Source organism: Rosistilla oblonga, from assembly GCF_007751715.1.
GTDB lineage: Bacteria > Planctomycetota > Planctomycetia > Pirellulales > Pirellulaceae > Rosistilla > Rosistilla oblonga.
The window spans coordinates 3,232,510-3,255,954 of record NZ_CP036292.1 but is presented as its reverse complement, the minus strand read 5'-3'; the positions used below and the strand labels follow the sequence as shown (position 1 = coordinate 3,255,954).

Genomic DNA, 23,445 nt, shown 5'->3' with positions numbered 1-23,445 from the left:
GATTGGCAGCAAAGTAGACGCGCCGGCAGAGATCGGGCGTTACGAACCGCTTGCCAGCGACTGAGTTTGCAACAGCCCTGTGCCTGAAGCGATTCCCACCGGAAGTTCCAACCACTCGGTGACAAGCAACTGGTCCAGAAAATCGATGTTCATCGACTTGCTGATCTCTTGTTTGAGATGATGCTTCAAATCGGTTTGGATCGGATCGGCCAACCAATTCTTCTCCGCCAAACGCAACTGCTGACCAACGATCTCGTTCAACGTCGCGATATTCTTTTGCAGTTCCTGGCGACCTCGCACCGCTTGGCTCGGCTCCAACAGAGCGTACAGATGGACTTGGTAGACAGTCGATTTGTCGTCGACTCGCTGGAAGCTAAACCTGCCCAGATCGACAGCTTGCGACTCGTCCGCCTTGATCTTCACCAGTTCTTTACGAACGTTCACGATGATCAACGCGTGAAGCGCCACCATCACGAGGATCAGACCAAATACCCAAAAACGACGAATGAAATCCACAACGGTGCCCAAGTTATCGATGTACCACAGCAAGGCGCCTACACAAAGTTTGCAGACGCAGCGCATAGCGTCCTCTGAACTATAGGTTGGACCGCTAGAGGGGCAAGAAAAAGTGAAGGTTTCCGGCGGCGGCGATTCTGCGCCAACCACCAGGGTACGCGCACGCCCACATGAACTGTGAGACAGCGGATCGTGGACCGACCGCATCGCGGTTTTGCTGGCGATGTAGCCGCACGCTACAATAGCCGCATGACAAACTCCCTCCTTCGACTCGGTTTACTGCTGAGTCTGGCGTGCATTTCATCGACTGCGAGCGTTGCCCAAGAGCTGCAACGCGACGTCGATTTCGATTTGGATATCAAGCCGCTGCTGTCCGATCGATGTTATGTCTGCCATGGTCCCGACGCGGCACAGCGGTCGACCGATCTGCGGCTCGATACCCGCGAAGGGCTCTTCGCATCGATCGATGGCGTGTTCGCAGAGCAGACGATCACACCAGGCGATCCGGCGGCGAGCGAGCTGTTCGCGCGGATCACTTCGGACGACGAAGACCTCGTCATGCCGCCGCCAGATTCCAACTTGAATCTGACAGCCAAAGAGGTCGCGCTGATCCGCAGCTGGATCCAACAAGGCGCTCCATGGAAAGGGCACTGGTCGTTTGAACCGATCCAATCACCGACCATCCCGCCTCCGCTAGCCGACCAGACCTCTGCGGTGGAATCGCCGATCGACCGGTTTATCGATCGTCGACTGCAATCCGAAGGTCTTCAGCGGACCACGGCTGCGTCGCCGCAACGGCTGATACGGCGGCTGTATTACGACCTGACCGGGCTGCCACCGACCGCGGCGCAGCTGGAGCATTGGCTGAATCGCTGGGGCAAGAGCGAACAAGAACAAGCCGACGCCTACAAACGACTTGTCGACCATCTACTCGCCTCGCCAGATCTTGGCGAACGTTTGGCCACCGAATGGCTCGACGCCGCTCGGTACTCCGACACCTACGGATATCAAGTCGATCGCGATCGCCGCGTTTGGCCCTGGCGGAACTGGGTGTTGGATGCCATCAACCAAAACATGCCCTACGATCAATTCTTGACCGAACAGATCGCGGGCGATCTATTGCCCGACGCCAGCGACGATCAGATCCTAGCGACCACGTTTAACCGACTGCATCCTCAGAAAGTCGAAGGGGGAAGCGTTCCCGAAGAGTTCCGGATTGAATACGTGGCCGACCGGACGCAGACGTTTTCCACGGCGGTCCTTGGCCTGACGATGGAATGCGCTCGTTGCCACGACCACAAATATGATCCGCTGTCGCAGCGGAACTACTACGAACTGAGTGCGTTCTTCGACAACATCGACGAAGCGGGACTCTATTCCTACTTCACGCCTGCCGTTCCCACGCCGACGCTGTCGTTGTTCAGCGACGCCCAGAAACGACAAATCGAATCGCTGCGCAAACAGATCGCGGAACTGGAATCGCAAGCCGCGGAGCTGTCGAAAACGCAGCAGCCACAGTTTCAGAAGTGGATCGGCACGCAATCGCCAACGGACATTCCCGGCCAGATCAAACACCTTGATTTCGAAAAGAAGTTGGCCGATGAAAGCGTGCCCGGCGTTGTTGGGAATGCAGTCAAGCTGACGGGGGATGACGAAGTCAAGTTGGACGTCGGCAACTTCCGCCGCTTCCAACCCTTTTCCATTTCCCTGTGGATAAACAGCCCTAAAGCCTTCGAGCGGGCGGTCGTCTTCCATCGCTCGCGTGCCTGGACCGATGCGGCGAGTCGCGGATATGAACTGCTGATTCTCGACGGCCGTTTGCAGTTCTCGCTGATTCATTTCTGGCCCGGGAATGCGATCAGTGTCCAGACCGTTGAACCGATCGCAATCGATAAATGGCAGGCTGTCAGCATCACGTACGACGGATCGAGCCGCGCTGACGGGATTCAAATTTTCATCGACGGCAAACCAATGGCAACCTCCGTCGTTCGCGATCAATTGACGCGGCAGATCACCGGCGGCGGAAACGACAACGTGATCATCGGGGCTCGATTCCGAGACCGTGGTTTTAAACAGGGCCTTGTCGACGAGTTCCGCGTCTTCGACCGCCAACTCTCGCACGCCGAAGCACTCCAATTAGCGACGGTTAACGCCGCCGAAAAACCGCCCGTAGTCGACGATTCGCAACTTCGCAGCCGCTACCTTTTGAGCGTCGATCCGGTGATGGCGGAACATCGGCAAAGGTTAATGCAGGCGAGAGAGAAGCTGGCGGCGATTCAGGACGCTGCAGAAGAGATCATGGTGATGCGCGAACTGCCCCAGCAGCGGCCAACGCATCTCCTTTCCCGCGGTCTGTACGATGCTCCCGCCGAGCTCGTTTCGGCCGCAACGCCTGAAGCTTTGTCGGTCTTCGATTCGCAGTGGCCTCGCAATCGCCTGGGGCTCGCCCGCTGGGTGACCGATCCAAACAATCCGTTGACAGCTCGCGTGGCGGTCAATCGTCATTGGCAGATGTTGTTTGGGGAAGGCCTTGTCCGCACTCCCGAAGATTTTGGAACGCAAGGGGCGCGTCCGACGCATCCGGAATTGCTCGACTGGCTGGCCAGCGACTTCATCGCAAACGGATGGGATGTGAAGCGGCTGTTAAAGCAGATCGTGATGTCGGCGACCTATCGGCAATCGTCCGAGTGTAGCGAACAGACGCGGCGGATCGATCCGGAAAACAAACTGCTGGCCCGGGCACCTCGCTTCCGGTTGTCAGCCGAAATGTTGCGCGACGGCTACCTGCAGGCAAGTGGTCTGTTGGACCAAACGCTTGGCGGCCCATCGGTGAATCCCTACGAGGTCTCCGAGTCGTTTAAGCCGAAGCCGTTTGATGCGGGATCCGGGCTGTATCGACGCAGCGTTTACACCTACTGGAAACGAACCGGCCCGCCGCCGGCGATGATGACGTTTGATGCCTCGAAGCGAGACGTTTGCCAACTGCGACGCGAACGGACCAGTTCGCCGCTGCAGTCGTTTGTGCTGATGAATGGGCCTCAGTTCGTCGAAGCCGCGCGATTCCTCGCCATGAACGTGGCGTTGCAGGAGAGCGACGATTCCGCCCGGATCGACGCCGTTTTTCAGCGACTGACGCAGCGCAAGCCGACGCCGCGGGAAGCCGAACTGGTGCTGTCGCTGCTGCAACAGCAGACCGACAAGTTCGAACAAGATGTTGCGGCGGCCGAAGCGCTTTTAAATGTTGGCAGTAGCCGCGAGGTGGCCGATCTGTCGCGTCCGCGATGGGCGGCGTTGACCGTTGTCGTTTCGACACTGATGAATTTTGATCCCGCCGTGATGCGAAGGTAACAAGCGATGAAATGCACTGGATTTGAATCGCCGTTGGGAACATCGCGGCGTCGGTTGTTGCAGCAGTTTGGGATGGGCCTAGGCTCGATCGCCTTGGCCGACTTGGTCAATCCAAACATCTCCGCCGCCGCGACGCCGTCGGGCATCGATCATGCGCCGCGCGCGAAACGCGTGATTTTCCTGTTCCAAGCCGGCGGGCCGTCTCAGATCGACATGTTCGATCATAAGCCGGAACTGAACGCTCGGCATGGCAGCGAACTGCCGGACGAGATTCGGGGCACGCAGCGACTAACCGGGATGAGCGGCAATCAGGCGTCGCTGCCGCTGGTCGGATCACCCTTCAAATTTCAGCAGTATGGCGAATCGGGAGCCACGGTCAGCGAACTGTTGCCCCATACCGCCGCGATCGCCGACGAGCTCTGCTTCATCAAATCGGTCCATACCGAAGCGATTAATCACGGGCCGGGCGTAACGTTTATTCAGACCGGTTCGCAATTCCCCGGCCGCCCTAGCATGGGAGCATGGCTCAGCTACGGCTTGGGAAGCGACAACGAAAACCTGCCTGCCTTTGTGGTCTTGGTAACCAAGAACAAAAGTGGGCAGCCGTTGGTCTCGCGACTGTGGGGCAGCGGATTCCTGCCGGCTCAGCATCAAGGCGTTCGGTTCCGTTCGGGCGAAGATCCGGTGCTCTATTTGAACAACCCGGCGGGGGTCGATCGGGGGTCGCGGCGGGCAATGCTCGATACGCTGCGAGGACTTCACGAGATGCAGATCGCGGAGACTTCCGATCCGGCGATCGAAGCGAGGATCGCTCAACACGAACTCGCCTTTCGGATGCAAGCTTCCGTTCCCGAAGCGACTGACTTTGCCGACGAGAGTCAGCAGGTGATCGATTCGTATGGTCTCGATGCTAAGAACCCAGGAACGTTTGCTGCCAACTGCCTTTTGGCGCGGCGATTGGCCGAGCGCGGCGTCCGCTTTATCCAACTGTACCATCAAGGCTGGGACCAGCACGGCGGTCTGCCTGGCGGAATCAAGCGGCAGTGCAGCGAAACCGATCAACCGGCAGCAGCGTTGGTTCAGGACCTCAAGCGTTGTGGCTTATTGGAAGATACGCTTGTCGTCTGGGCGGGCGAATTTGGTCGGACCAATTATTGCCAGGGCAAGCTTACTGCAACGAACTTTGGCCGCGATCACCATCCGCGATGCTTCACGATCTGGATGGCAGGGGGCGGAATCAAGCCGGGGATCACGCACGGCCAGACCGATGACTTTTCTTATAACGTCACCGAAAACCCGGTTCATATCCACGATCTGCAAGCGACGATCCTGCATCAATTGGGGATCGATCACGAGCGGTTGACGTTCCGATACCAAGGCCGCCGGTTCCGATTGACCGATGTCCACGGGCATGTAATCAAGCCGATCCTGGCGTAGTCATGCTGCGACGGAGCCGAAGGCTCACATCGCCTACGTCCCTCGGACGTTCCCGTACCAACGCAGGTGCATTCGGTCGCAGTACTGGAATCCTTGTTGATCGCACCAGGGACGCAGCCACGATTCGTGCGCGTCCAACTCCGCCGTCGAACGCGACTGAGGCATGATCCAGACCTTCGCCGGATCGACATCGGGCTGCAATTGATCGACCATCTGCTGAACTTCCAACTGTTCGCTCGGCTGGTCGACAACAAACTTCAGCTGATAATCGGGCGATTCAACCATCAATCGACGAACGACATCGACCGCCCAACGGCGACGATCGTGCTGCAGTTGCCACTTTTCGCTGAGGCTGCCATCGCGGGGGCGGCTGCCCGCCAGTTTGGGGCTGATCGACATCAGATCGCAGGCTGTATCTTGGTAGATCGTGCCGGCGGTTTCGATCGTCGTATGCAGTCCGCGGTCGGCCAGATGCTGGCAAAGCGTGACGATTTCGGGGAAAAGCATCGGCTCGCCGCCGGTTAAGACAACGTGGGAGACCTCCAATCGCAGGACATCGGCGACGATGCTGTCGATCGACTGCTGAGCCCCCTCGGGATTCCAAGAGGCGTGGGGCGTGTCGCAGAACCAGCAGCGGAGGTTACAACCGCTGACTCGGATGAATGCGCTGGATGTTCCCGTTAGAAGGCCCTCGCCTTGTCGACTGGCATAAAGTTCGGCAATGCGCAACGTCCCCCCTTTCGCCTTTGAGAGCGAATGCGACAATGGCCGGTTTAATTCAGGAGAATGCGAAGTGTCCACTGATTTCGGTGATCTGCTAGAAACGTTTGATAACCCGTACGCTGGTCGAAACTACACGATCGAACACACGTGCCCCGAATTTACTTCGGTCTGTCCGAAGACGGGACAGCCCGATTTCGGCACGTTGGTCTTCACTTACGTTCCCAACGAACTGTGTATCGAACTGAAAAGCTTGAAGATGTATCTGCAACGATACCGCAACGAGGGTATCTTCTACGAACACATTACCAATCGGATCATGGACGACTTTGTGAATGCCGTAAAGCCACGTTGGGCGAATTTAGAGAGTCGTTGGACGCCACGCGGTGGTTTGTCCAGCGTGATCGTGGTCGAATATCCTGATTCCGAAGACGAATAAATCGCCCGCTTCCCACCTTTCCTTTTTCAAACTGAAACCGAGTAATCACGTCATGCCTGCCTCCGCTCCTTCCGTTCTGCTTTCTGGATTTTCCGACGAAGCCGCGATCGACAAGACCGCCGTTCAACAGTTTGCCGCCTTTGCCGCTTTGGGCATGAAATGGTTTTCGTTGCGATTCATCGACGCTGGCGACGGCATCAAAAACGCGATGCAATTGACCGACCCCGAGATCAAGACGATCCGCGAACTGATGGACGCCTACGGCCTCCGCGTCGCAACGCTCGGTTCGCCAATCGGCAAAGTGAAACTGAAAGACGTCGACGACGGAACCAGCAACCGCTACGTCCCCTTCGAAGAATATTTGAAGACCGAAGTCGTCCGCGCCTGCGAACTGGCAACCGCTTTCGATTGCAAACTGATCCGCGGCTTCTCCTATTACCACCCCAAGGGGACCAAGCCCGAAGAACACCTGAGCCAAGCTTGCGATCAACTGGGCAAGATCGCGGAAGTCTGCGACTCCTACGGGCTGACTTACGGTTTGGAAGTCGAAGCGAATCTGATCGGGCAGACCGGTCAACTGATGGCTCAACTGCACGAAGGCGTCAACCATCCGGCGTTGGTCACGATCTTCGACGGTGCCAACATCAGCACTCAAGGTTTTTCGGCCGACCAAGTTTACGAACAGTACCTGGCGATGAAGCCCGGCCTGGGCTGGTTGCACATCAAGGACTACCACGACCCAAGCCCGACGGGACGCATCCATCACGTCGATGAAGCTTCGCTGAAGAACTTCGTCCCCGCCGACCGCGGCGATTGTGGCCACGAAGCGATCTTGCGCGACCTGGCGGCTTACATGCCAGAAGTCGAAGCGCGGATGGCCAAGCGTGGTGCTCCGGGCGTTGTTTGCGATCTGGAACCACACGTGAAGGGTGGCGGCCAGTTCGGCGGATTCAGCGGACCCGACGGCTTTGGCGTTGCGATGCGTGGCCTGTGTCGAGTACTTGATTACGTCGGGATCGATTACGAAACACGATCCTTCGACGATATCAAAGCCTCGATCTAAACGGGTTTCGCCCATGCGTCCGCTGCTCGCTTGCCTGATTCTGCTCGCCATCCCACGGCTCGCGCTGGGATGTTTGTTCTGCGAAGCCTTGGCAAGCACGTTGTCGGACGATATCCGTGAATCGGCCGCGTGCGTGATCGCTCAATGGGATCGCGACGCGGCCGCGCCGGCATCCGACATCGGGATGCAGTTGGCAAAATTCCGAGTCACCAAAGTGCTCAAAGGTGACGGGCGGATCGGTTCGCAAGTCGATGCCTACATCCTGCCCGACGAGCCACCGACCGGCCCCGTGCTGCTGTTTGCTTTTGGCGACCCCGATGCGCCACAGTGGTCAGCTCCGCTGCCGCTGGCTCCGGTTTCCGTTAAATACCTCAACGGCCTGCAGACCGCTCCGGAAGCCGGAAGCGATCGCCTCGGCTACTTCTTGCCCTTTCTTGTCGCCGAAGATCGGCATGTCGCCGACGACGCGTACAACGAATTCGCACGAGCTCCTTTCGCCGACATCCAGGGTCTAGGCGATCGGCTCGACCGTCAGTGGGTGCTTGATAACCTGCAGTCCTATCTGAAAGACGACACGACACCACCGCATCGCATCCGATTGATGTGGACGCTGTTGAGCGTGTGTGGCGAGCCGGAAGATGCCGCGTTGGTCCAGCGTGTAATCGACGACAAGACGATCGACCGCAACGCGATCGGTTGGGACGCAGCGGTGGGATGTTACATGTCGCTGGCAGGGCCCGCGGGCTTGGAGCAGGTGAAGCAGTTATTGAGCAGCAGCGATGACGAGCAAACGCTTTTCATGGCGCTGAACGCGATCCGTTTTCACGCCGTCGAGACGAAGCGATTTGACCAAACGGAACTCGCCGCGGCGCTACATCCTCTGCTGCGGAACGTTCGCTTGGCAGCTTACGTGATCCCCGACCTGGCTCGCATGGAAGACTGGACCGTCGGCCCGCGACTGTTGGAACTCTATGCGTTGCCCGCTGCCGATCCGATTCGGATCCACATCGTCAACTATTTCCGCACCTCCCCAGGCCCCGACGCCGCCGAATCCCTAGCGACCTGCCGCGAGCTAGATCCCACCGCCGTTCGCCGCGCCGAACTCTTATTCGGGAACCTGCGACCGCGCAAAGACCAGTAGTCCGCCAAGCGACGGGGCCGTAGTCGCGAAGCGACGACATGTGACAGCCTGGGACGCAAGTCCCAGGTGCAAAGATTGAGGACACTCGAGAAGTCGCAAGGCGACGGCATGTGTTCCGGGCATCGTGTCGTCGCGTCGCGACAGGGGGAAACAATATGGCGTGGCGGTCCGCGGGTTCCTGGGACTTGCGTCCCAGGCTGTCACATGGCGTCGCTTGGCGACTGGGGAATGATATGGCGCGGTGAGCTCACGATCCTGGGACTTGCGTCCCAGGCCATCGCATGGCGTCGCTTCGCAACTGGGGAATGATATGGCGCGGTGGGCTCACGTTCCTGGGGACTTGCGTCCCAGGCCATCGCATGGCGTCGCTTCGCGACTGGGGAATGATATGGCGCGGTGGGCTCACGATCCTGGGACTTGCGTCCCAGGCTGTCGCATGCCGTCGCTTCGCGACTGAAACAATCACGCCAGGAACTCCGATTCGAAAACGTATTTCGGGTCGTATTGGATTTCGTGTTTATCCAAGAAGCCGATGTATTCCCTTTCAAACGTTTGTTGGGCGTGATGTGCTCGCTGGTTGCTGATGTACGCCTTCACAACCTCTGCCATCGACTGACTCACCGAAAACGCACCGTACCCGCGTTGCCACTGAAACCTCCCGGGCAGTTTTCGCTCTTCGTTGATCCATTTCGATGCATTGGCTTTGAGGAGCTGAATGGTTTTCGAAATAGCAAACTCGGGATGAATCCGTAACAGCAAGTGAACGTGATCTTCGATCCCTCCAGCTTTCAACAGAGCCGCCTTATGGTCCTTGACCGTACCACCGATGTACGCAAACACCTCTTCACGCCACGCATCGTGAAGGTATCGCCTACGATATTTCGTGGAGAAAATGACGTGAAGCAAAATCCCATGGTGCGTTGACATCGTCTTGACTCCCCCTGCCACCGCCGGCTGAATCGTTGTAAAGGCCCTTCGATGTGCTGTGAACACAAGCCCCAGGTCCCTAACGATTCTAACCGACACCGCTGGGTTTTGTGGCATCCACAAGTCAAAACGCCAGGACTCATCTGGACAAAGGAGATGGAAAGGTACGCCAGTCGCAAGCGACGGCATGCGACAGCCTGGGACGCAAGTCCCAGGTGAATTCAAACGGACCGGTTGCGAAGTCGCGAAGCGACGACAGGTGTTCGGCGCATCATGTCGTCGCGGTGCGACTGGGGGCTTGAGCTATCGCGGCGGGGTCGGATTCCTGGGACTTGCGTCCCAGGCTGGCGCATGCCGTCGCGTTGCGACTGGGGACCTGAGGTATCGCGGCCGACTCACGTTCCTGGGACTTGCGTCCCAGGCTGGCGCGTGCCGTCGCGTTGCAACTGAGGCCTGAGGTCTCGCGGCGGGCTTGGATTCTTGGGACTTGCGTCCCTGGCTTTTACATACCGTCGCTTTGCGACTTGTATTGTCAAATGGCACCGCGTTAGGCGCAGCAATTCTTATTGCCTCGGCTTGCGGTAGAACTCGCGGTCGTTCATTCGCGGTTGCTCGCCGTACGTCGGGTAGGATCCGTCATAATAGGGCGGCGTTGGATAGGCTTGAGTTGGCGGGTAAGGCGTTAGCGACGCGCCGCCGAAACCAGGCTGTCCGTATCCGCCGGGATAACCTGATCCGCCGCCGGGATGGCCGCCACCGTGGTATCCTCCGCCGGAATGTCCACCGCCAGGGGAAGCTCCACCGGGCTGGCCGCCGCCGGGATGATTGCCGCCATGGTGACCGTTGCCGTTTCCGCCGTGATGTTGGCCGTGGGGAGGTCCGCCGCCGTTCGGATATCCACCGCCGTTGTATCCGGGATTTGGATAACCGCCTTGCCAGCCGGGGTAATAGCCGCCGACGTTCATGCCGGCCAATGGGGCTCCCCAAGCCGAGTAGGGTGCGGAATAGGGTCGCACAGGAAATCGCCATTCGCCGTAGGGGCGGACCGGTTCGCCCCACTTTTCGACGCTGTGGTAATTGTCTGCTGCTTGGCCATATTGCAGCGTGCTGCGATACTGGCGATAACCGCTCTCGCGATAAGTGGGGTCGACCCGGGAGACCGCTGGAGCTTTGGCGGCATATTGATCGACGCGGGCTCCGGTCGACGGGTCGTGCGTGTACGTGCTCGGCAGCGTCAACCAATCCGCTCCACAAGCAACGCCCTGGACCGCGACCACGACGGTGGCGACGATCAGACGGGGAATTGCAAGGTTTGGGAATCGCATTGGATAGACTCGCGGGTTGGACGTTTGCGTTGAAAGGCGTCTGCTTGGCCTCCTTCCACAATAATCCGGTTCCGAATTGGCAAGCGATTTGTCGCCAGAAAGCCAACTTTCACGCCCGCTTCCCGCCGTCACAATCGCTACAACCCGCAGCCTCCGACCGGCATCACGGCGCTCCAACTTCACCGCAGCTCGAAAAACCGCGTGTCTGAAACCGATCCCCTTCAACCGATTTGCGACCGCGTCGCCGCCGTCTGGCCCGTGCAGCGATGGGGTTCGCTGCGCGTGGTGGTTGGCGTCAGCGGCGGCGCCGACAGCGTCTGCTTAGTGCGGACGTTGGCGCAGATGGCCGGCGGGGCATCGTCGAATTTGATCATTGCCCACTACGACCATCAGACTCGCGACGATTCGGCGGACGACGCGGCGTTTGTCGGAGAGGTGGCTCGCGACTTGGGGCTCGATTTCGAACTCGGGCGTTCCGCATCGCGCGATCCATCGCGCAGCGAAGCCGATCTCCGCGGGGAGCGTTACGATTTTCTCGACTCGGTCGCTCGGCGGCTCGGCGCCCGCTATGTCGCTGTCGCGCACAACCGCAACGATCAAGTCGAAACGATTCTGCACAACATCTTGCGTGGCACCGGCGGATCCGGCGCCCGAGGGATCGCGGCATTCCGCCCCTTGGGAGAGGACCTCGTCTTGGCTCGTCCCTTCTTGGACGTATCCCGTCAGGAGATCGAATCGGCGATGTCGGCGGTGGGGCAATCGTATCGCAGCGACCCAACAAACGCCGAACCGACGTGGACGCGGAACTGGTTGCGAGTCGAACTGCTGCCGCTGCTTAAGGCCCAGTTTCCGCAGGTCGATGAATCGCTGTTGCGATTGGGACAAAACGTCGGCGAACTGCAGGCGGCTGTCGATCAGATGGCGGCCGAGCTCGAATCGACGGCTGTCCGATACGAAGCCGGCGCCGTGCGAATCGCTGTCGGCCCGATGCGGCTGGCTCCGGAAGCAGTCAAAGTCGCTTTACTGCAGGGTTGTTGGAAGCGGATGGCTTGGCCGAGGGGCAAAATGTCGCATGGACACTGGAAACTGTTAACGCAGCGGATGTTCGGCGGCGGGGCACAAGGCAAGCCGCTAAGCTTTGATCTTCCGGGGGAGGTTCAGGTGTCGGTATCAAACGACGAGATCGTGCTGACCCGACGGCTGTAAATGCTGCCAACTTAGCTGTAGGATGTCAGGCAACAGAACTGTCGGCCGCGAGCTACCCTGCCGTCGCCCCCCCAAAAACAAAACCCCTTCGAGCCAGGCGGGTTGCGAATCGATGTCTAGACTTGAATTGATCATGATGCGGCACGCCAAAAGCGACTGGGGCGAGGTGTCGCTTGCGGATCACGACCGGACATTAAACAACCGCGGCCGCCGCGACGCTCCGCGGATCGGACGCTGGATTCTGGAGCAAGATCTGGTTCCCGATCTGGTCCTCTGTTCGACAGCCGTCCGCGCCCAGCAGACGATCGAGGCGGTGGCGGGAGAGTGGCCGGTCGAGGTGCCGATTCACGACAGCCGCACGCTCTATCACGCAGCTCCCGAAACGATCATCAAGGTCGTCGCCAGCGACGCGATGGAGGCGGAGCGAGTGATGGTGGTCGGTCACAATCCGGGAATGGAGATGCTGGCGGGGCACTTCAGCGGTGCCTGCGGCCACTTCCCGACCGCAGCGATTCTGGCTCTGGCCTTCGAAATTCCCGAGTGGTCCAAACTACGGCTCAGCAGCCAAGCGATCACGCTGGCGGCAACGCGTCCCAAAGCGATCGATTGAGCAAGTTTTTGCGTTGGCGGGGGCAAACGGCACCGTCGCGGAATCGTGCGGCGGGATTTGTTCCGGGTAACCAGTTTGCCCGCAGGCGGGAAAGCTTTATAACATCAGGCCTATCATAGCGACCTCGACTGCGGTGCAGCGGGGGCTTTTTCTTTGAAACGCTTTTTGCTGTTGGCCTAAATGATTTCGAAAACGATGCAAGACGTAGCGACTGGGACTTGGCATGGATTGGCTGACCGCGTGTTGGCGGGGGAGTCGATCGGACGCGACGAGGCGCTGTCGATTCTGCGGGCTGACGACACTCAGGTGCTCGATATCTTGGCGGCCGCCTACCGGATCCGCCATCGATACCACGGCAACACCGTGCAGCTGTATTTTTTGATGAACGCCAAGAGCGGTCTGTGCCCCGAGGATTGCGGCTACTGCTCGCAGTCGAAGATCTCCAACGCACCGGTCGAGAAGTACACGATCCTCAACCGCGAAAAGCTGATGGATGCGGCTCGCGTCGCTGCCGAACGCCAAGCAAAAACGTACTGCTTGGTAATCTCCGCTCGCGGTCCCAACGAGCGCGAGATGAAGGCTGTCGAGACGATCGTGCCGGAGATCAAAGCGAAGTACGATCTGAAGATCTGTGCTTGCCTAGGGTTGTTGACCGAAGAGCACGCTCAGCGGCTGAAGGCAGCTGGCGTCGACCGCGTCAACCACAACCTGAACACCAGCGAAAACCATTACAAAGAGATCTGCACCACGCACACCTTTGCCGATCGCAAGGAGACCCTGCACCATGTCCGCAACGCGGGGATGGAGCTGTGCAGCGGTGGGATCATCGGAATGGGAGAGGCCGACGAGGACGTCGTCGACATGGCGATGGAGTTGCGAGAACTGAAAGTCGAATCGATTCCGCTGAACTTCCTGAATGCCGTCGATGGCACGCCGCTGGAAGGGAACGATCAACTTACACCCGCCTATTGCCTGAAGGCATTGGCGATGTTCCGCTTCGTCAATCCCGACCGCGAACTGCGGATCTCCGGCGGCCGTGAAATCCATCTGCGATCGCTGCAACCGCTGGGGCTGTACGCTGCCAATTCGATGTTCGTCGGCGATTACCTGACCACGCAGGGTCAACCGCCGCAGGCCGATTACGACATGATCCGCGATCTCGGTTTCGAAGTCACGATCAACGAAGAAACCGTCACGTCGTAACCCGCGCGATCAATTGCGGTCACGAAGCACGAGCGAGTGATTCGAAATGCGTCTCTCGCTCGCGTCATGCCGGTTGGAATCTCGTCGGGCAAGCTACGCAAACCGGGGCAACCTTACCGCCGGTTTGCGCATCGACCTCTTCGGCCGCGCTGGAGATACGAGCACGAAGGGCGAGCGAGTGAATGCCGTTTCATTGCGGCACTCGCTTGCGCTTCGTGCTCGCAAAAACGCAGCGTTTTCACTTGTTTGGGTTGCGTGCTCGCAAGAGTGATACCGTTTTAATCACTTGCTTGCGCTGCGTGCTGGTATGAAACGGAAGCGCGATCTGCGGGCGGATTGATCGTTGGATGAGACCATTGTGTCGCAGGCGTGACGATTAGCCGCTCTCTTTTGCAGTTGAATGACGCTTCACAATATCTGAAACTATGGTCTGCGACGCGTGGCTATCGCGCTCGCATCTCTCTGTATGCAAGAACTCACCGTTAGAGAAGTTGTTCGGCTATGGCTACTACCGACGTAACATCGCAGGATGCCGCGAGATCAGGCGATTCGCAACCTGGAGACTTGGAACACTTTTCGTACGATGACACCATCGTACGGATGTTCGCCACGGCAACGGTTGTCTGGGGACTGGTGGCGACACTGGTCGGTCTGATCGTCGCCACGTTCCTTGTGCTCCCTTGGTTGACCAATGGGCTGCCCTGGATTTCGTTTGGCCGCTTGCGTCCGCTGCACACCAACGCCGCGATCTTCGCCTTCGCCGGCAACGGAATCTTCGCCGCGGTCTACTACAGCACCCAGCGATTGTGCAAGGCGCGGATGTGGAGCGATGTGCTCAGCCGGCTGCACTTCTGGGGCTGGCAAGCGATCATCGTCGCCGCCGCGATCACGCTGCCGATGGGGATCACGCAGAGCCGCGAATACGCCGAACTGGAATGGCCGATCGATATCGCAATCGCCATCGTTTGGCTGCTGATCTTCGGCGGCAACTTCCTGATGACTCTGATCAACCGCCGCGAACGGCACATGTACGTCGCGTTGTGGTTCTACATCGCAACGATCGTCACCGTCGCGTTGTTGCACGTCTTCAACAACCTCGTCATCCCGTCGGGCTTGTTCCATGGATACAGCGTTTACGCTGGCGTTCAGGACGCCTTCATGCAGTGGTGGTATGGCCACAATGCGGTGGCGTTTTTCCTGACTACGCCCTTCCTGGGGTTGATGTATTACTTCCTGCCCAAAGCGGCTGAACGGCCGGTGTTCAGTTACAAATTGAGCATCATCCACTTCTGGTCGTTGGTCTTCATTTACATCTGGGCTGGCCCGCACCACTTGCATTACACCGCGCTGCCCGAATGGGCCAGCACGTTGGGCATGTTGTTTAGTCTGATGTTATGGATGCCCAGCTGGGGCGGCATGATCAACGGCCTGCTGACGCTGCGTGGTGCTTGGCACAAAGTTGCCGCCGACCCGGTGCTGAAGTTCTTCGTCGTCGGAATCACGTTCTACGGAATGGCGACCTTCGAAGGACCGATGCTGTCGATCAAAGCGATCAACGCGCTGAGCCATTACACCGACTGGACGATCGCCCACGTGCACGCAGGTGCCTTGGGGTGGAACGGTTTCATGATCTTCGGAATGATGTACTGGCTGATGCCTCGGCTGTACCAAACCAAGATCTGGAGCCCGAAACTTGTCAGCTTGCACTTCTGGACCGGCACCGTCGGAATCCTGTTGTACATCGTTCCGATCTACGCTGCGGGACTGATGCAAGGTCTGATGTGGCGTGCAATGGACGACACCGGGCACCTGGTTTACCCCGACTTTGTCGAAACGATCCAATCGATTGTGCCGCTATGGTGGCTGCGTGTCGCCGGCGGAACGATCTACTTCAGCGGCGTCGTGATGCTGGCGATCAATGCCCTGATGACCTGGGCCAATCGTCCCAAGACTTACGAAGTCCCGGTCTACTCCGCACCGCGATTGAGCAAGGAATACCACGACGAACCGCTGCCACCAAGCGTTTTGCAAGACGCACCGGTTCTCGAATTGGGCAAGAAGTTGGATGTCTTCAGCCAGATGGATTGGCACCGCCGCTGGGAACGGCTGCCGGTTAAGTTCACCGTGCTGACGACGTTAGCCGTCGTGATCGCGACGCTGTTCGAAGTCATCCCGACGTTCTTGATCCGGTCCAACGTGCCAACGATCGCAACCGTTACGCCATACACTCCTTTGGAGCTTGCCGGCCGACACATCTACGTTTCCGAAGGCTGCTACAACTGCCACTCGCAAATGATCCGGCCGATGGTTGCCGAGACGAAACGTTATGGTGAATACAGCAAGCCGGGCGAGTTCATCTACGATCGGCCGTTCCAGTGGGGCAGCCGCCGGATCGGACCCGACTTGCAACGCGAGGGTGGCAAGCAGAGTAGCTTCTGGCACTGGACTCACTTCGAAGATCCCGAGTTGGTATCGCCTGGTTCGGTGATGCCCAGCTACCGGCATCTGATCGAAGAGGACCTGAAGTTCGAAGCGATCCAGCCACTCGTGGAGACCGTTCACTATCTGGGCGCTCCCTACAGCGAAGAGGATCTGACCGATACCGCGAACGTCGCGCGGCGGCAAGCCGAGGTGGTCGCTGCGGATATCGTTCGCCAAGGCGGGCCAGCGGGAAAGCAGAACAAACAAGTGATCGCGTTGATCGCTTACCTGCAACGGATGGGAACCGACCTGTTCAAGACGCCCGAACCCGAAGCCGAATCGGAAGAAGCGGCCGAGGGTGAAACCGACGCCGACGCGGAAGTTGCTGTCGAAGCGGAGATTGAAACCGCCGAAGCGACCGACGCAAGCGAAACTGCGGAATAGTCTCCGCGTCGCACGACGTGAAATCAATGAATCGCAATCACTGCAAAATCTGAGACATCGAAATGATCAGAGACCTTGTTTCCGCACTCGATTATTCCAACTGTGCCGAAATCGCGTTGGGACTGTTTGTCGCCGCGTTTGCGGTCATGGTCTACGGCACGATGCGGCTCAGCCGCAATGCAACCGACCGCTTCGCATCGATCCCGTTGAGCGACAAGGTGGAGGACCCACGTTATGACCGATAACAATCACAAGCTCGATCACAGCTACGATGGCATCGAAGAATACGACAACCCGCTGCCCGGTTGGTGGAAGTGGTTGTTCGTCGCGTCGATCGCCTTCAGCCCCATGTACTGGGTCTTCTACCACGGCGGTGCCGAAGGCCGCTCGGTTCACGATATCTATGATGTCGCGTTAGCCGAAAACACCCGTCTGCAGTTCGCTGAGATCGGCGATCTTGAGCCGAATGCGGAAACGATCGTTCGCTACAGCCACAAGAAAAACTGGGTCCGTGTTGGTGAGGTCATCTTCAAGACGAACTGCATCTCGTGCCACGGACGCAACGGCGAAGGAATGGTCGGTCCGAACCTGACCGACGAATATTTCAAGTACATCCAGAACGTCGAAGACATCGCCAAGGTCGTCACCAACGGCGCTGGCGGCAATGCGATGCCGGCTTGGAAAACTCGGTTGCATCCGAACGAGATCGTCTTGGTCTCGGCTTACGTCGCTTCGCTGCGTGGTGAAAACGTCGAAGGGGGCAAAGGTCCCGACGGACGCGAAATTCCGCCATGGCCCGAAGCACCGCCGGAACCTGAAAAAGAAGCGACGCCCTAGCGCGACGACCATCGCCGACTGCAAACTACCAAACGTTTACTTTTTAAATCGGAATCTAACACTGCAGGGCATCGGCATCGCACGCCAACCGGCTGCGATGACTGTAAGTTCCTCATGAACGACAAACGCTCGCTTCCCGTTCTTCCTCACGCCGCTGCACATGGCGCAGCGGGAACGTCGCACGACGATGACGACGTGCTCAGCACACTCCGCCGCGATGGCAGCCGCCGTTGGTTGATGCCTCACCTGGCGACCGGCGGCTGGTGGCGAAAACGTCGCGTCGTCGCCTACATCTTGATGGTCGTCTTTGTTGCGGTCCCGCACCTGCGAGTCGCCGGCAAGCCGCTGATCCTGATGGACATCCCGGCGCGACAGTTCACGATTTTTGGCAGGACCTTCCTGCCGACCGACACGATGTTGCTGGCATTATTGATGCTGAGCGTGATGTTCGGGATCGTGCTGATCACCGCGATCGCCGGCCGCGCATGGTGCGGTTGGGCCTGCCCGCAAACCGTCTACATGGAATACCTATTCCGCCCGATCGATCGGCTGTTCGATGGGACTACAGGACGCGGCGGCCACGCCAAGAAGCCACTCACGGGCGTGAAACAAGTTGCCCGTGTGGCGGTCTATGTTCTGTTGAGCATGTTTCTAGCGCATACGTTCCTCGCCTACTTTGTCGGCACGGAACGATTGAGCCAGTGGATCCAGAGTTCGCCCATCGACCATCCAGCGGCGTTCCTGGTGATGGCCGCAACGACCGGTTTGATGCTGTTCGATTTTCTGATCTTCCGTGAACAGATGTGTCTGATCGCATGTCCTTACGGGCGTTTCCAGTCGGTCATGCTGGACGAACAATCGTTGATCGTGACCTACGACCCGGTCCGTGGCGAGCCACGAAAAAAGGGCAAACACCGTGCCGAGGATAACGGGGGCGACTGTGTCGATTGCAACCGCTGCGTCGTCGTCTGCCCGACGGGGATCGATATTCGCGACGGTTTGCAGATGGAGTGCATCAACTGCACCCAGTGCATCGACGCCTGCGATGACGTAATGGATCGCGTCGGCAGCCCGCGCGGTCTGATTCGCTACGGTTCCCAAGACGGGATCGCGGGCAAACCGCGGCGGCGGTTCCGCCCCCGAACGATCATCTACCCATTGATCCTGACCGCCGTGCTGTCGGGCTTCGCCTATGCCTTGTCGACGAAAACGACCTTCGACACGCGGGTCCTTCGTGGCAAAGGGGCTCCGTTCACGACAGTCGCTCGCGGCCGGATCTCCAACAGTTTTACGATTCGCTTGGTCAATCGAACCGACGAAAAGCAGACCTATGCGTTGCAAGTCGCCGAGCCGGCGAATGTCCAACTGAAGGTGATCGATCCGACGGGGCTCACGCTCGAACCGGGCGGAACGTCGCTGGTGCCGGTCGCGACCGAGTTCAGTGGCAGCCTGACCTTTGGCACGGGAAACCAACCCGCCACGCTGGAAGTGACCAGCAGTAAAGACGCCAGCAAGACCGTGCAATTCAATCTGTTAGGACCACGACAATGAGTAATCACCAGGCGACGGTCGCGCAACGCAACGAACAACAGATCGCCGAACGCAAAGCGAAGTGGTTCTGGGTTTCATTAGTTGTGGCCTTGTTGGGGCTGCAATTGGTGATCGGTGGCGTCGCGATCAAACTGGCGACGGGAGACGCTTCGGCGGCGATCGTCCCCAATTACCATCAGGCGGCCCTCAACTGGGACCAGATCCACAGCGAGCGAACCGCGGCGAAGCGACTCGGCTGGACTGTCGACTTGGATGTCTCCAACGTCGCCGACGGACGCGGGATGCGAGCGGTTCAGGTTTCGATCGCCGACGCCGATGGAAAACCGATCGATGATCTGCAGGTCTCCGCGGACATCTACCATCACGCCCGCGCGGCCGAAGTGCAAACGGTCGACATGCAGCCGGTTGGCGATGCGGAATACCAAGTCTTGGCGCCGATGGAGCGCAGTGGACTGTGGCAGGTCGATTTGAACATCCGCCACGACGACCAACGGATCACTGTACAACGAACTCTCGAACGGGATTGATCTGCGATGTGGATTCTTGCGACCGCGATCGTCACCGCCAGCCTGCTGGGCAGCATGCACTGCGTGGGGATGTGCGGACCGTTGGCGATCTGGGCCAGCGGTGCCAGCGAAAACGTCTCGCGGCGGCGAGTGATGACCGCCGGCGCGTTGTATCACATCGGACGCTTGATCACATATGCATTGGCTGGCCTGATCGCCGGGGCGATCGGCAGTCTGATCGATTTCGGCGGAGCGGCGATGGGATACCAATTGCTCGCCGCTCGCGTCGTCGGCGCGATCATGATCCTGATCGGCATCCATCGCTTGATCTCGATCATCGCCCCTCGGAAAAGTGACGCGACCGAAGGGCCGACGCCGTCCCGAATCGGCGGTCTGTTGGTTCGGCTGCGTCCGTATGTCTTCCGGCTGCCACTGCCAGGCCGCGCATTGGCGACCGGTCTGTTGACGACGCTGCTGCCCTGCGGATGGCTTTACCTGTTCGCACTCGTCGCCGCGGGAACGGGCAGCCTGACGATGGGGCCTGTCGTGATGATCGCCTTCTGGATTGGAACCGTTCCCGCCTTGGTCGCTCTGGTTGCCGGAACCCAGTTTCTATCGCGACGCTTCACGATGGCGATCCCTGCATTTGCCGCGGTGATGTTGGTCGTCGGCGGTTGCTACACCGCTTCGGGGCGCGGCTTCGCCAACCTCGGTTCGCTGACGTCGCTGCAAGCTTCCGTTGAAGCGTCTGCAGAAAACAACGACGACATCGACGCTCAGATCCAAGCGATAGCTAAAACGCCGCTGCCCTGTTGCCAAGTCACTCCGCCGGCAGAAGATGCCGACGAGACGAAGTGAAATCGGAATATCCCCGAGGGATCTTGAGACGGTAGCCGTAGGTAAGCGCAGCGCCACCTACAGACTTAAAACGATTCGGTTTCGCTCGGCTGTGACGGCACCGGTTCGTTGACTGCCACGAGTCCCGCAGGCATCTGTTGCTCCAGTTCCCGGTTGAGCATCCGACCGTTGATGTGACCGACGATCACGCCGGTGTAATAGAGCGGTGCGGAGTAGGCGGGAAAGAAGTTGCCGACCGTACTGCCGACGTAGGTGCCGTAGGCGGGATAAAGGATGCGATTCGCTTCGACAAGCCCAGCCCGGTCCTCGCGTTCTTCCAGGAACGCAAAGACGTCTTGCGACGCGAGGGTCTCGTGCCACAGTGGAACAAACAGATAGGCGGCGGCATAGGTTCCCTGGTAGGTCCGCCGCGTAAAGTCTTTGGCGTGAGCGGCTTCGTGCAGCGCGACCGCAGGGACGTCGCTGTACAGATGGATCGTCTGGGTGAACGGATTGAAGTGATCGCCGCCGATGATTCGGCCAGGGAAGATCGTTTCGCCGGCGACTGACAGCGCCCCCAACGAATACCGCCAAGGCCAAGCGACGGTTTTGTTCTGCGTCAGCCGATGCCAATCGTCCAGCGGATTGTATTGGTTCGCGCGGACCTTGATATGCGGCAGGTTGTTCGCCTGCAAATAATCGACTGTCGAATCGATCGTCTCTTCGGAGATCTTGTGCCGATCGATTCGTCGATCCCACAGCAGGATCTTGTCGGGAATGCCAACGACCCAGCCGATCCCGTCGATGATCGGTTGCGGCCGGCCAATTTCGACTTGCGGTGATTTCGAATCGACCAATTCGGGAGCCATCTGCTGACTCTCGACGTGGATCGGAACGGGAGCCAACACGCGGCATCCGCTGCAATGGATCGCGGCAACCGCTAGCAATCCGGCCAGCAACGAAGATACGTTCCGGTTCCGAACATCGCACGACATAGACAAACACCTCAGGCTTCAAAGATCACCGCTGCGAGACGACCCTATAAGCAGGTTGTATTGTATTTTTTCGTTTAACCGCGAGCCCATCGGGCCGCGTGCGGCTCAAAGAACGCGGGGCAATGCCCACGCGGTTAAAACAAAAAACTTGCTGCTTAGTTGCATCCACTGCGATGCCGCAATGGCTACTGGCCGTCGAGGTGTAGTATCGACCAGTCGCCGCGGCAGCTGTATGAAATCAGCGGACTCAGTTACCCAATCGTTTAAGTCATCGAAGCGTTGATCACCCGCATCACGTTGCCGCCGATGATTTTGCGAATCACTTCGTCGCTGTGCCCACGCTGCACCAAGCCGACGGTGAACAGCGGCCAATTGGTCCAGGCGATGCTTTGGGCAGCTCCCGGCAGCGTTTTGTAATCGTCCGCCGGCCACAGCGATCGAAACGGCTGATATTGCTTCGACATCCGCGGCAGCTTAGCTAGCTCACGCCCCGCATTCTGCGAGTTGTAAGCGACATCGGTCCCGATCGCGACCGCATCGGGACCAAATTTTTTGACAGCATAGTCGATGTGGTCCAACATCGCGGTGATATCACCGCTGCCGCGAAGGTATCTGGGAATACAACAGATCCCGATGTAACCGCCGGTGTCGACGATCGCCCGAATCACTTCATCGGGTTTGCTGCGAATGTGTGGATGGATCGCGCCGCATGTGCTGTGGCTGGCGACCATCGGCCGCGAAGAGGACTGCGCCGCTTCGAGACTCGTCTTCCAACCGCTGTGGGCACAATCGGGGATGATCCCCAAGCGATTCATTTCAGCGATCGCCGCGTGGCCGAAGTCGCTGAGCCCGGCATCGCTCTTCTCACCGCAACCGTCGCCGATCATGTTGCGTCGCTGATAGGTCAGGTGCATCATCCGGATCCCCAGGTGATAGAAGACCTGCATGTAGCGGAGTTCGTCGGGGATCGATTCCCATTGCTGCCTCAGTGGCACACCGTTGCCGGTCAGGTAGAGACAGTGGCGTCCTTCGCGTTTGGCGGTCTCCACATCGCCAGGGACCGCGGCTTTGCTGACGAACCCACGCATCAGATCCGTTGCATAGGTGAACCGCGACAGTCGCCGCATCAGTCGCAGCGGATCCTGTCCCTCTTCGCCAGCGTTCTGAAAAACGCAAGTCACGCCCGAGGCGCGCCACGCGTCGCGATACTCCTGCTGCTCGACGGGATCGCTGACGTACCGCGTCATCGACATCTCTTCTCGCATGTCCTTGACCTGGTCGTGCGACGCCCCCGCCTCGATCGCCGCAGCGATCGCATCGCCATCGACAGCCGCTCGCGGTGAGAAACCATAAGAATCGAAGACGATCGATTCGGCGTGCAATCGCAGCCCGCGGTCGAGTTCCGCCGGCGATGGTTTAAGAATCTTCAGCCCCGCCTCGCGAGCCGCTTGGATGCTGGGATTCAAACGCGTCGAGAGTTCAGCAACCGGATCGCTTGCATCGTCAGCCGACAGCGCCGTATTGCGAAGTCCAGCGGTCAACAGCGCCGCAGTGCCAAGGGAGCCCAAAAGTTGTCGTCGATGCAGCATGGCAGGATAGGCCTTTCGAAAGGAGGGATTCGCGGAAAGTTTTTCATAGGTGGGAGAGCCCATGATAACAGACGCTTCGTCGGCGAAACGCTTCTCTCTGAGTTCATGCCAGCTTCACCCGCCAGGCGGCAGCTCGGAGGGTCGGAAAACAAGCGTCTAGCGAGTTTTTCGGGGAGGCCTGTCTGAGGTGTCAAACGTGACGTGATTTGCGGCGGGACGCCCCTCCCCGAACTTCGCTTCGCTCGTTCGACCCTCCCCTAAACTTCGTTTTGGGGAGGGTGAAGTGTCGCGCTGCGCAGCCAAACACTTCACCCGCCCGGCGGCAGCCGG

The 23,445-nt window shown here is 59.0% G+C and carries 20 protein-coding genes; 14 read left to right on the top strand and 6 right to left on the bottom strand.

Translation table 11 applies throughout. From position 1 onward, the window contains the following. Nucleotides 1-39: 39 nt before the first annotated feature. Nucleotides 40-474 carry a hypothetical protein gene (locus CA51_RS11555; protein WP_145120695.1) on the bottom strand — a complete coding sequence of 145 codons (435 nt, stop codon included), beginning with the start codon at nt 472-474 and terminating at the stop codon, nt 40-42. 291 nt (nt 475-765) lie between these two features. Between CA51_RS11555 and CA51_RS11550 the strand changes: the two genes are divergently transcribed. Continuing rightward, a complete protein-coding gene (locus tag CA51_RS11550; RefSeq protein WP_145120693.1) occupies nt 766-3,864 on the top strand; it encodes a DUF1553 domain-containing protein in 3,099 nt (1,032 codons plus the stop codon). A 6-nt stretch (nt 3,865-3,870) separates the two neighbouring features. Then, the gene (locus CA51_RS11545) at nt 3,871-5,301 is read left to right on the top strand and encodes a DUF1501 domain-containing protein (protein WP_145120691.1); all 1,431 of its coding nucleotides are present in this window, start codon (nt 3,871-3,873) and stop codon (nt 5,299-5,301) included. 33 nt (nt 5,302-5,334) lie between these two features. Here CA51_RS11545 and CA51_RS11540 read toward each other — a convergent pair whose 3' ends face one another. Further along, nucleotides 5,335-6,030 (bottom strand): 7-carboxy-7-deazaguanine synthase QueE, encoded by a 696-nt coding sequence (locus tag CA51_RS11540; protein ID WP_145120689.1) that lies wholly within the window; start codon nt 6,028-6,030, stop codon nt 5,335-5,337. A 64-nt stretch (nt 6,031-6,094) separates the two neighbouring features. On the opposite strand from CA51_RS11540, the gene queF reads away from it, so the two are divergent. From queF to CA51_RS11525, 3 genes are read left to right on the top strand one after another with little or no spacing between them, the layout of a single operon-like run. Then, on the top strand, nt 6,095-6,460 hold the full coding sequence (queF, locus tag CA51_RS11535; protein WP_231746136.1) for a preQ(1) synthase: 366 nt from the start codon (nt 6,095-6,097) through the stop codon (nt 6,458-6,460). Between the two features lie 52 nt (nt 6,461-6,512). Continuing rightward, nucleotides 6,513-7,523: a sugar phosphate isomerase/epimerase family protein gene (locus tag CA51_RS11530; RefSeq protein WP_145095719.1), complete on the top strand. Its 1,011-nt coding sequence runs from the start codon at nt 6,513-6,515 to the stop codon at nt 7,521-7,523. Between the two features lie 13 nt (nt 7,524-7,536). After that, nucleotides 7,537-8,664 (top strand): hypothetical protein, encoded by a 1,128-nt coding sequence (locus CA51_RS11525; protein ID WP_145120685.1) that lies wholly within the window; start codon nt 7,537-7,539, stop codon nt 8,662-8,664. Nucleotides 8,665-9,126: 462 nt separating this feature from the next. Here the strand turns inward: CA51_RS11525 and tnpA are convergent, their stop codons facing one another. Then, nucleotides 9,127-9,657, bottom strand: a complete 531-nt coding sequence (gene tnpA, locus CA51_RS11520; RefSeq protein WP_231746135.1) for an IS200/IS605 family transposase — start codon at nt 9,655-9,657, stop codon at nt 9,127-9,129. Nucleotides 9,658-10,154: 497 nt separating this feature from the next. Beyond that, nucleotides 10,155-10,916: a hypothetical protein gene (locus tag CA51_RS11515; RefSeq protein WP_145120680.1), complete on the bottom strand. Its 762-nt coding sequence runs from the start codon at nt 10,914-10,916 to the stop codon at nt 10,155-10,157. 201 nt (nt 10,917-11,117) lie between these two features. Here CA51_RS11515 and tilS point away from each other — a divergent pair, with 201 nt between their 5' ends. From tilS to CA51_RS11470, 9 genes are all read left to right on the top strand, one after another. Further along, nucleotides 11,118-12,122 (top strand): tRNA lysidine(34) synthetase TilS, encoded by a 1,005-nt coding sequence (gene tilS, locus CA51_RS11510; protein ID WP_197451761.1) that lies wholly within the window; start codon nt 11,118-11,120, stop codon nt 12,120-12,122. Nucleotides 12,123-12,234: 112 nt separating this feature from the next. After that, complete coding sequence (locus tag CA51_RS11505; RefSeq protein ID WP_197451760.1) at nt 12,235-12,732, top strand: SixA phosphatase family protein; 498 nt, start codon at nt 12,235-12,237, stop codon at nt 12,730-12,732. A gap of 195 nt (nt 12,733-12,927) precedes the next feature. Beyond that, on the top strand, nt 12,928-13,935 hold the full coding sequence (bioB, locus tag CA51_RS11500; RefSeq protein ID WP_145120674.1) for a biotin synthase BioB: 1,008 nt from the start codon (nt 12,928-12,930) through the stop codon (nt 13,933-13,935). Nucleotides 13,936-14,436: 501 nt separating this feature from the next. Continuing rightward, nucleotides 14,437-16,800: a cytochrome-c oxidase, cbb3-type subunit I gene (gene ccoN / locus CA51_RS11495; protein ID WP_145120672.1), complete on the top strand. Its 2,364-nt coding sequence runs from the start codon at nt 14,437-14,439 to the stop codon at nt 16,798-16,800. A 62-nt stretch (nt 16,801-16,862) separates the two neighbouring features. After that, nucleotides 16,863-17,045 carry a hypothetical protein gene (locus CA51_RS11490; protein WP_145095039.1) on the top strand — a complete coding sequence of 61 codons (183 nt, stop codon included), beginning with the start codon at nt 16,863-16,865 and terminating at the stop codon, nt 17,043-17,045. Continuing rightward, entirely contained in the window at nt 17,035-17,637 is a 603-nt protein-coding gene (locus CA51_RS11485; protein WP_145120670.1) for a cbb3-type cytochrome c oxidase N-terminal domain-containing protein, read from the top strand. Before CA51_RS11490 ends, CA51_RS11485 begins: the two co-directional genes overlap by 11 nt. Nucleotides 17,638-17,751: 114 nt before the next feature. Then, nucleotides 17,752-19,188 carry a cytochrome c oxidase accessory protein CcoG gene (gene ccoG, locus CA51_RS11480; RefSeq protein ID WP_145120667.1) on the top strand — a complete coding sequence of 479 codons (1,437 nt, stop codon included), beginning with the start codon at nt 17,752-17,754 and terminating at the stop codon, nt 19,186-19,188. Continuing rightward, nucleotides 19,185-19,715 (top strand): FixH family protein, encoded by a 531-nt coding sequence (locus CA51_RS11475; protein WP_145120665.1) that lies wholly within the window; start codon nt 19,185-19,187, stop codon nt 19,713-19,715. Before ccoG ends, CA51_RS11475 begins: the two co-directional genes overlap by 4 nt. Nucleotides 19,716-19,721: 6 nt before the next feature. After that, nucleotides 19,722-20,552 carry a sulfite exporter TauE/SafE family protein gene (locus CA51_RS11470; protein WP_145120663.1) on the top strand — a complete coding sequence of 277 codons (831 nt, stop codon included), beginning with the start codon at nt 19,722-19,724 and terminating at the stop codon, nt 20,550-20,552. A 65-nt stretch (nt 20,553-20,617) separates the two neighbouring features. Here CA51_RS11470 and CA51_RS11465 read toward each other — a convergent pair whose 3' ends face one another. After that, nucleotides 20,618-21,526 (bottom strand): hypothetical protein, encoded by a 909-nt coding sequence (locus tag CA51_RS11465; RefSeq protein WP_231746134.1) that lies wholly within the window; start codon nt 21,524-21,526, stop codon nt 20,618-20,620. A 263-nt stretch (nt 21,527-21,789) separates the two neighbouring features. Continuing rightward, nucleotides 21,790-23,115 (bottom strand): dipeptidase, encoded by a 1,326-nt coding sequence (locus CA51_RS11460; protein WP_145120661.1) that lies wholly within the window; start codon nt 23,113-23,115, stop codon nt 21,790-21,792. Between the last annotated feature and the right edge of the window lie 330 nt (nt 23,116-23,445).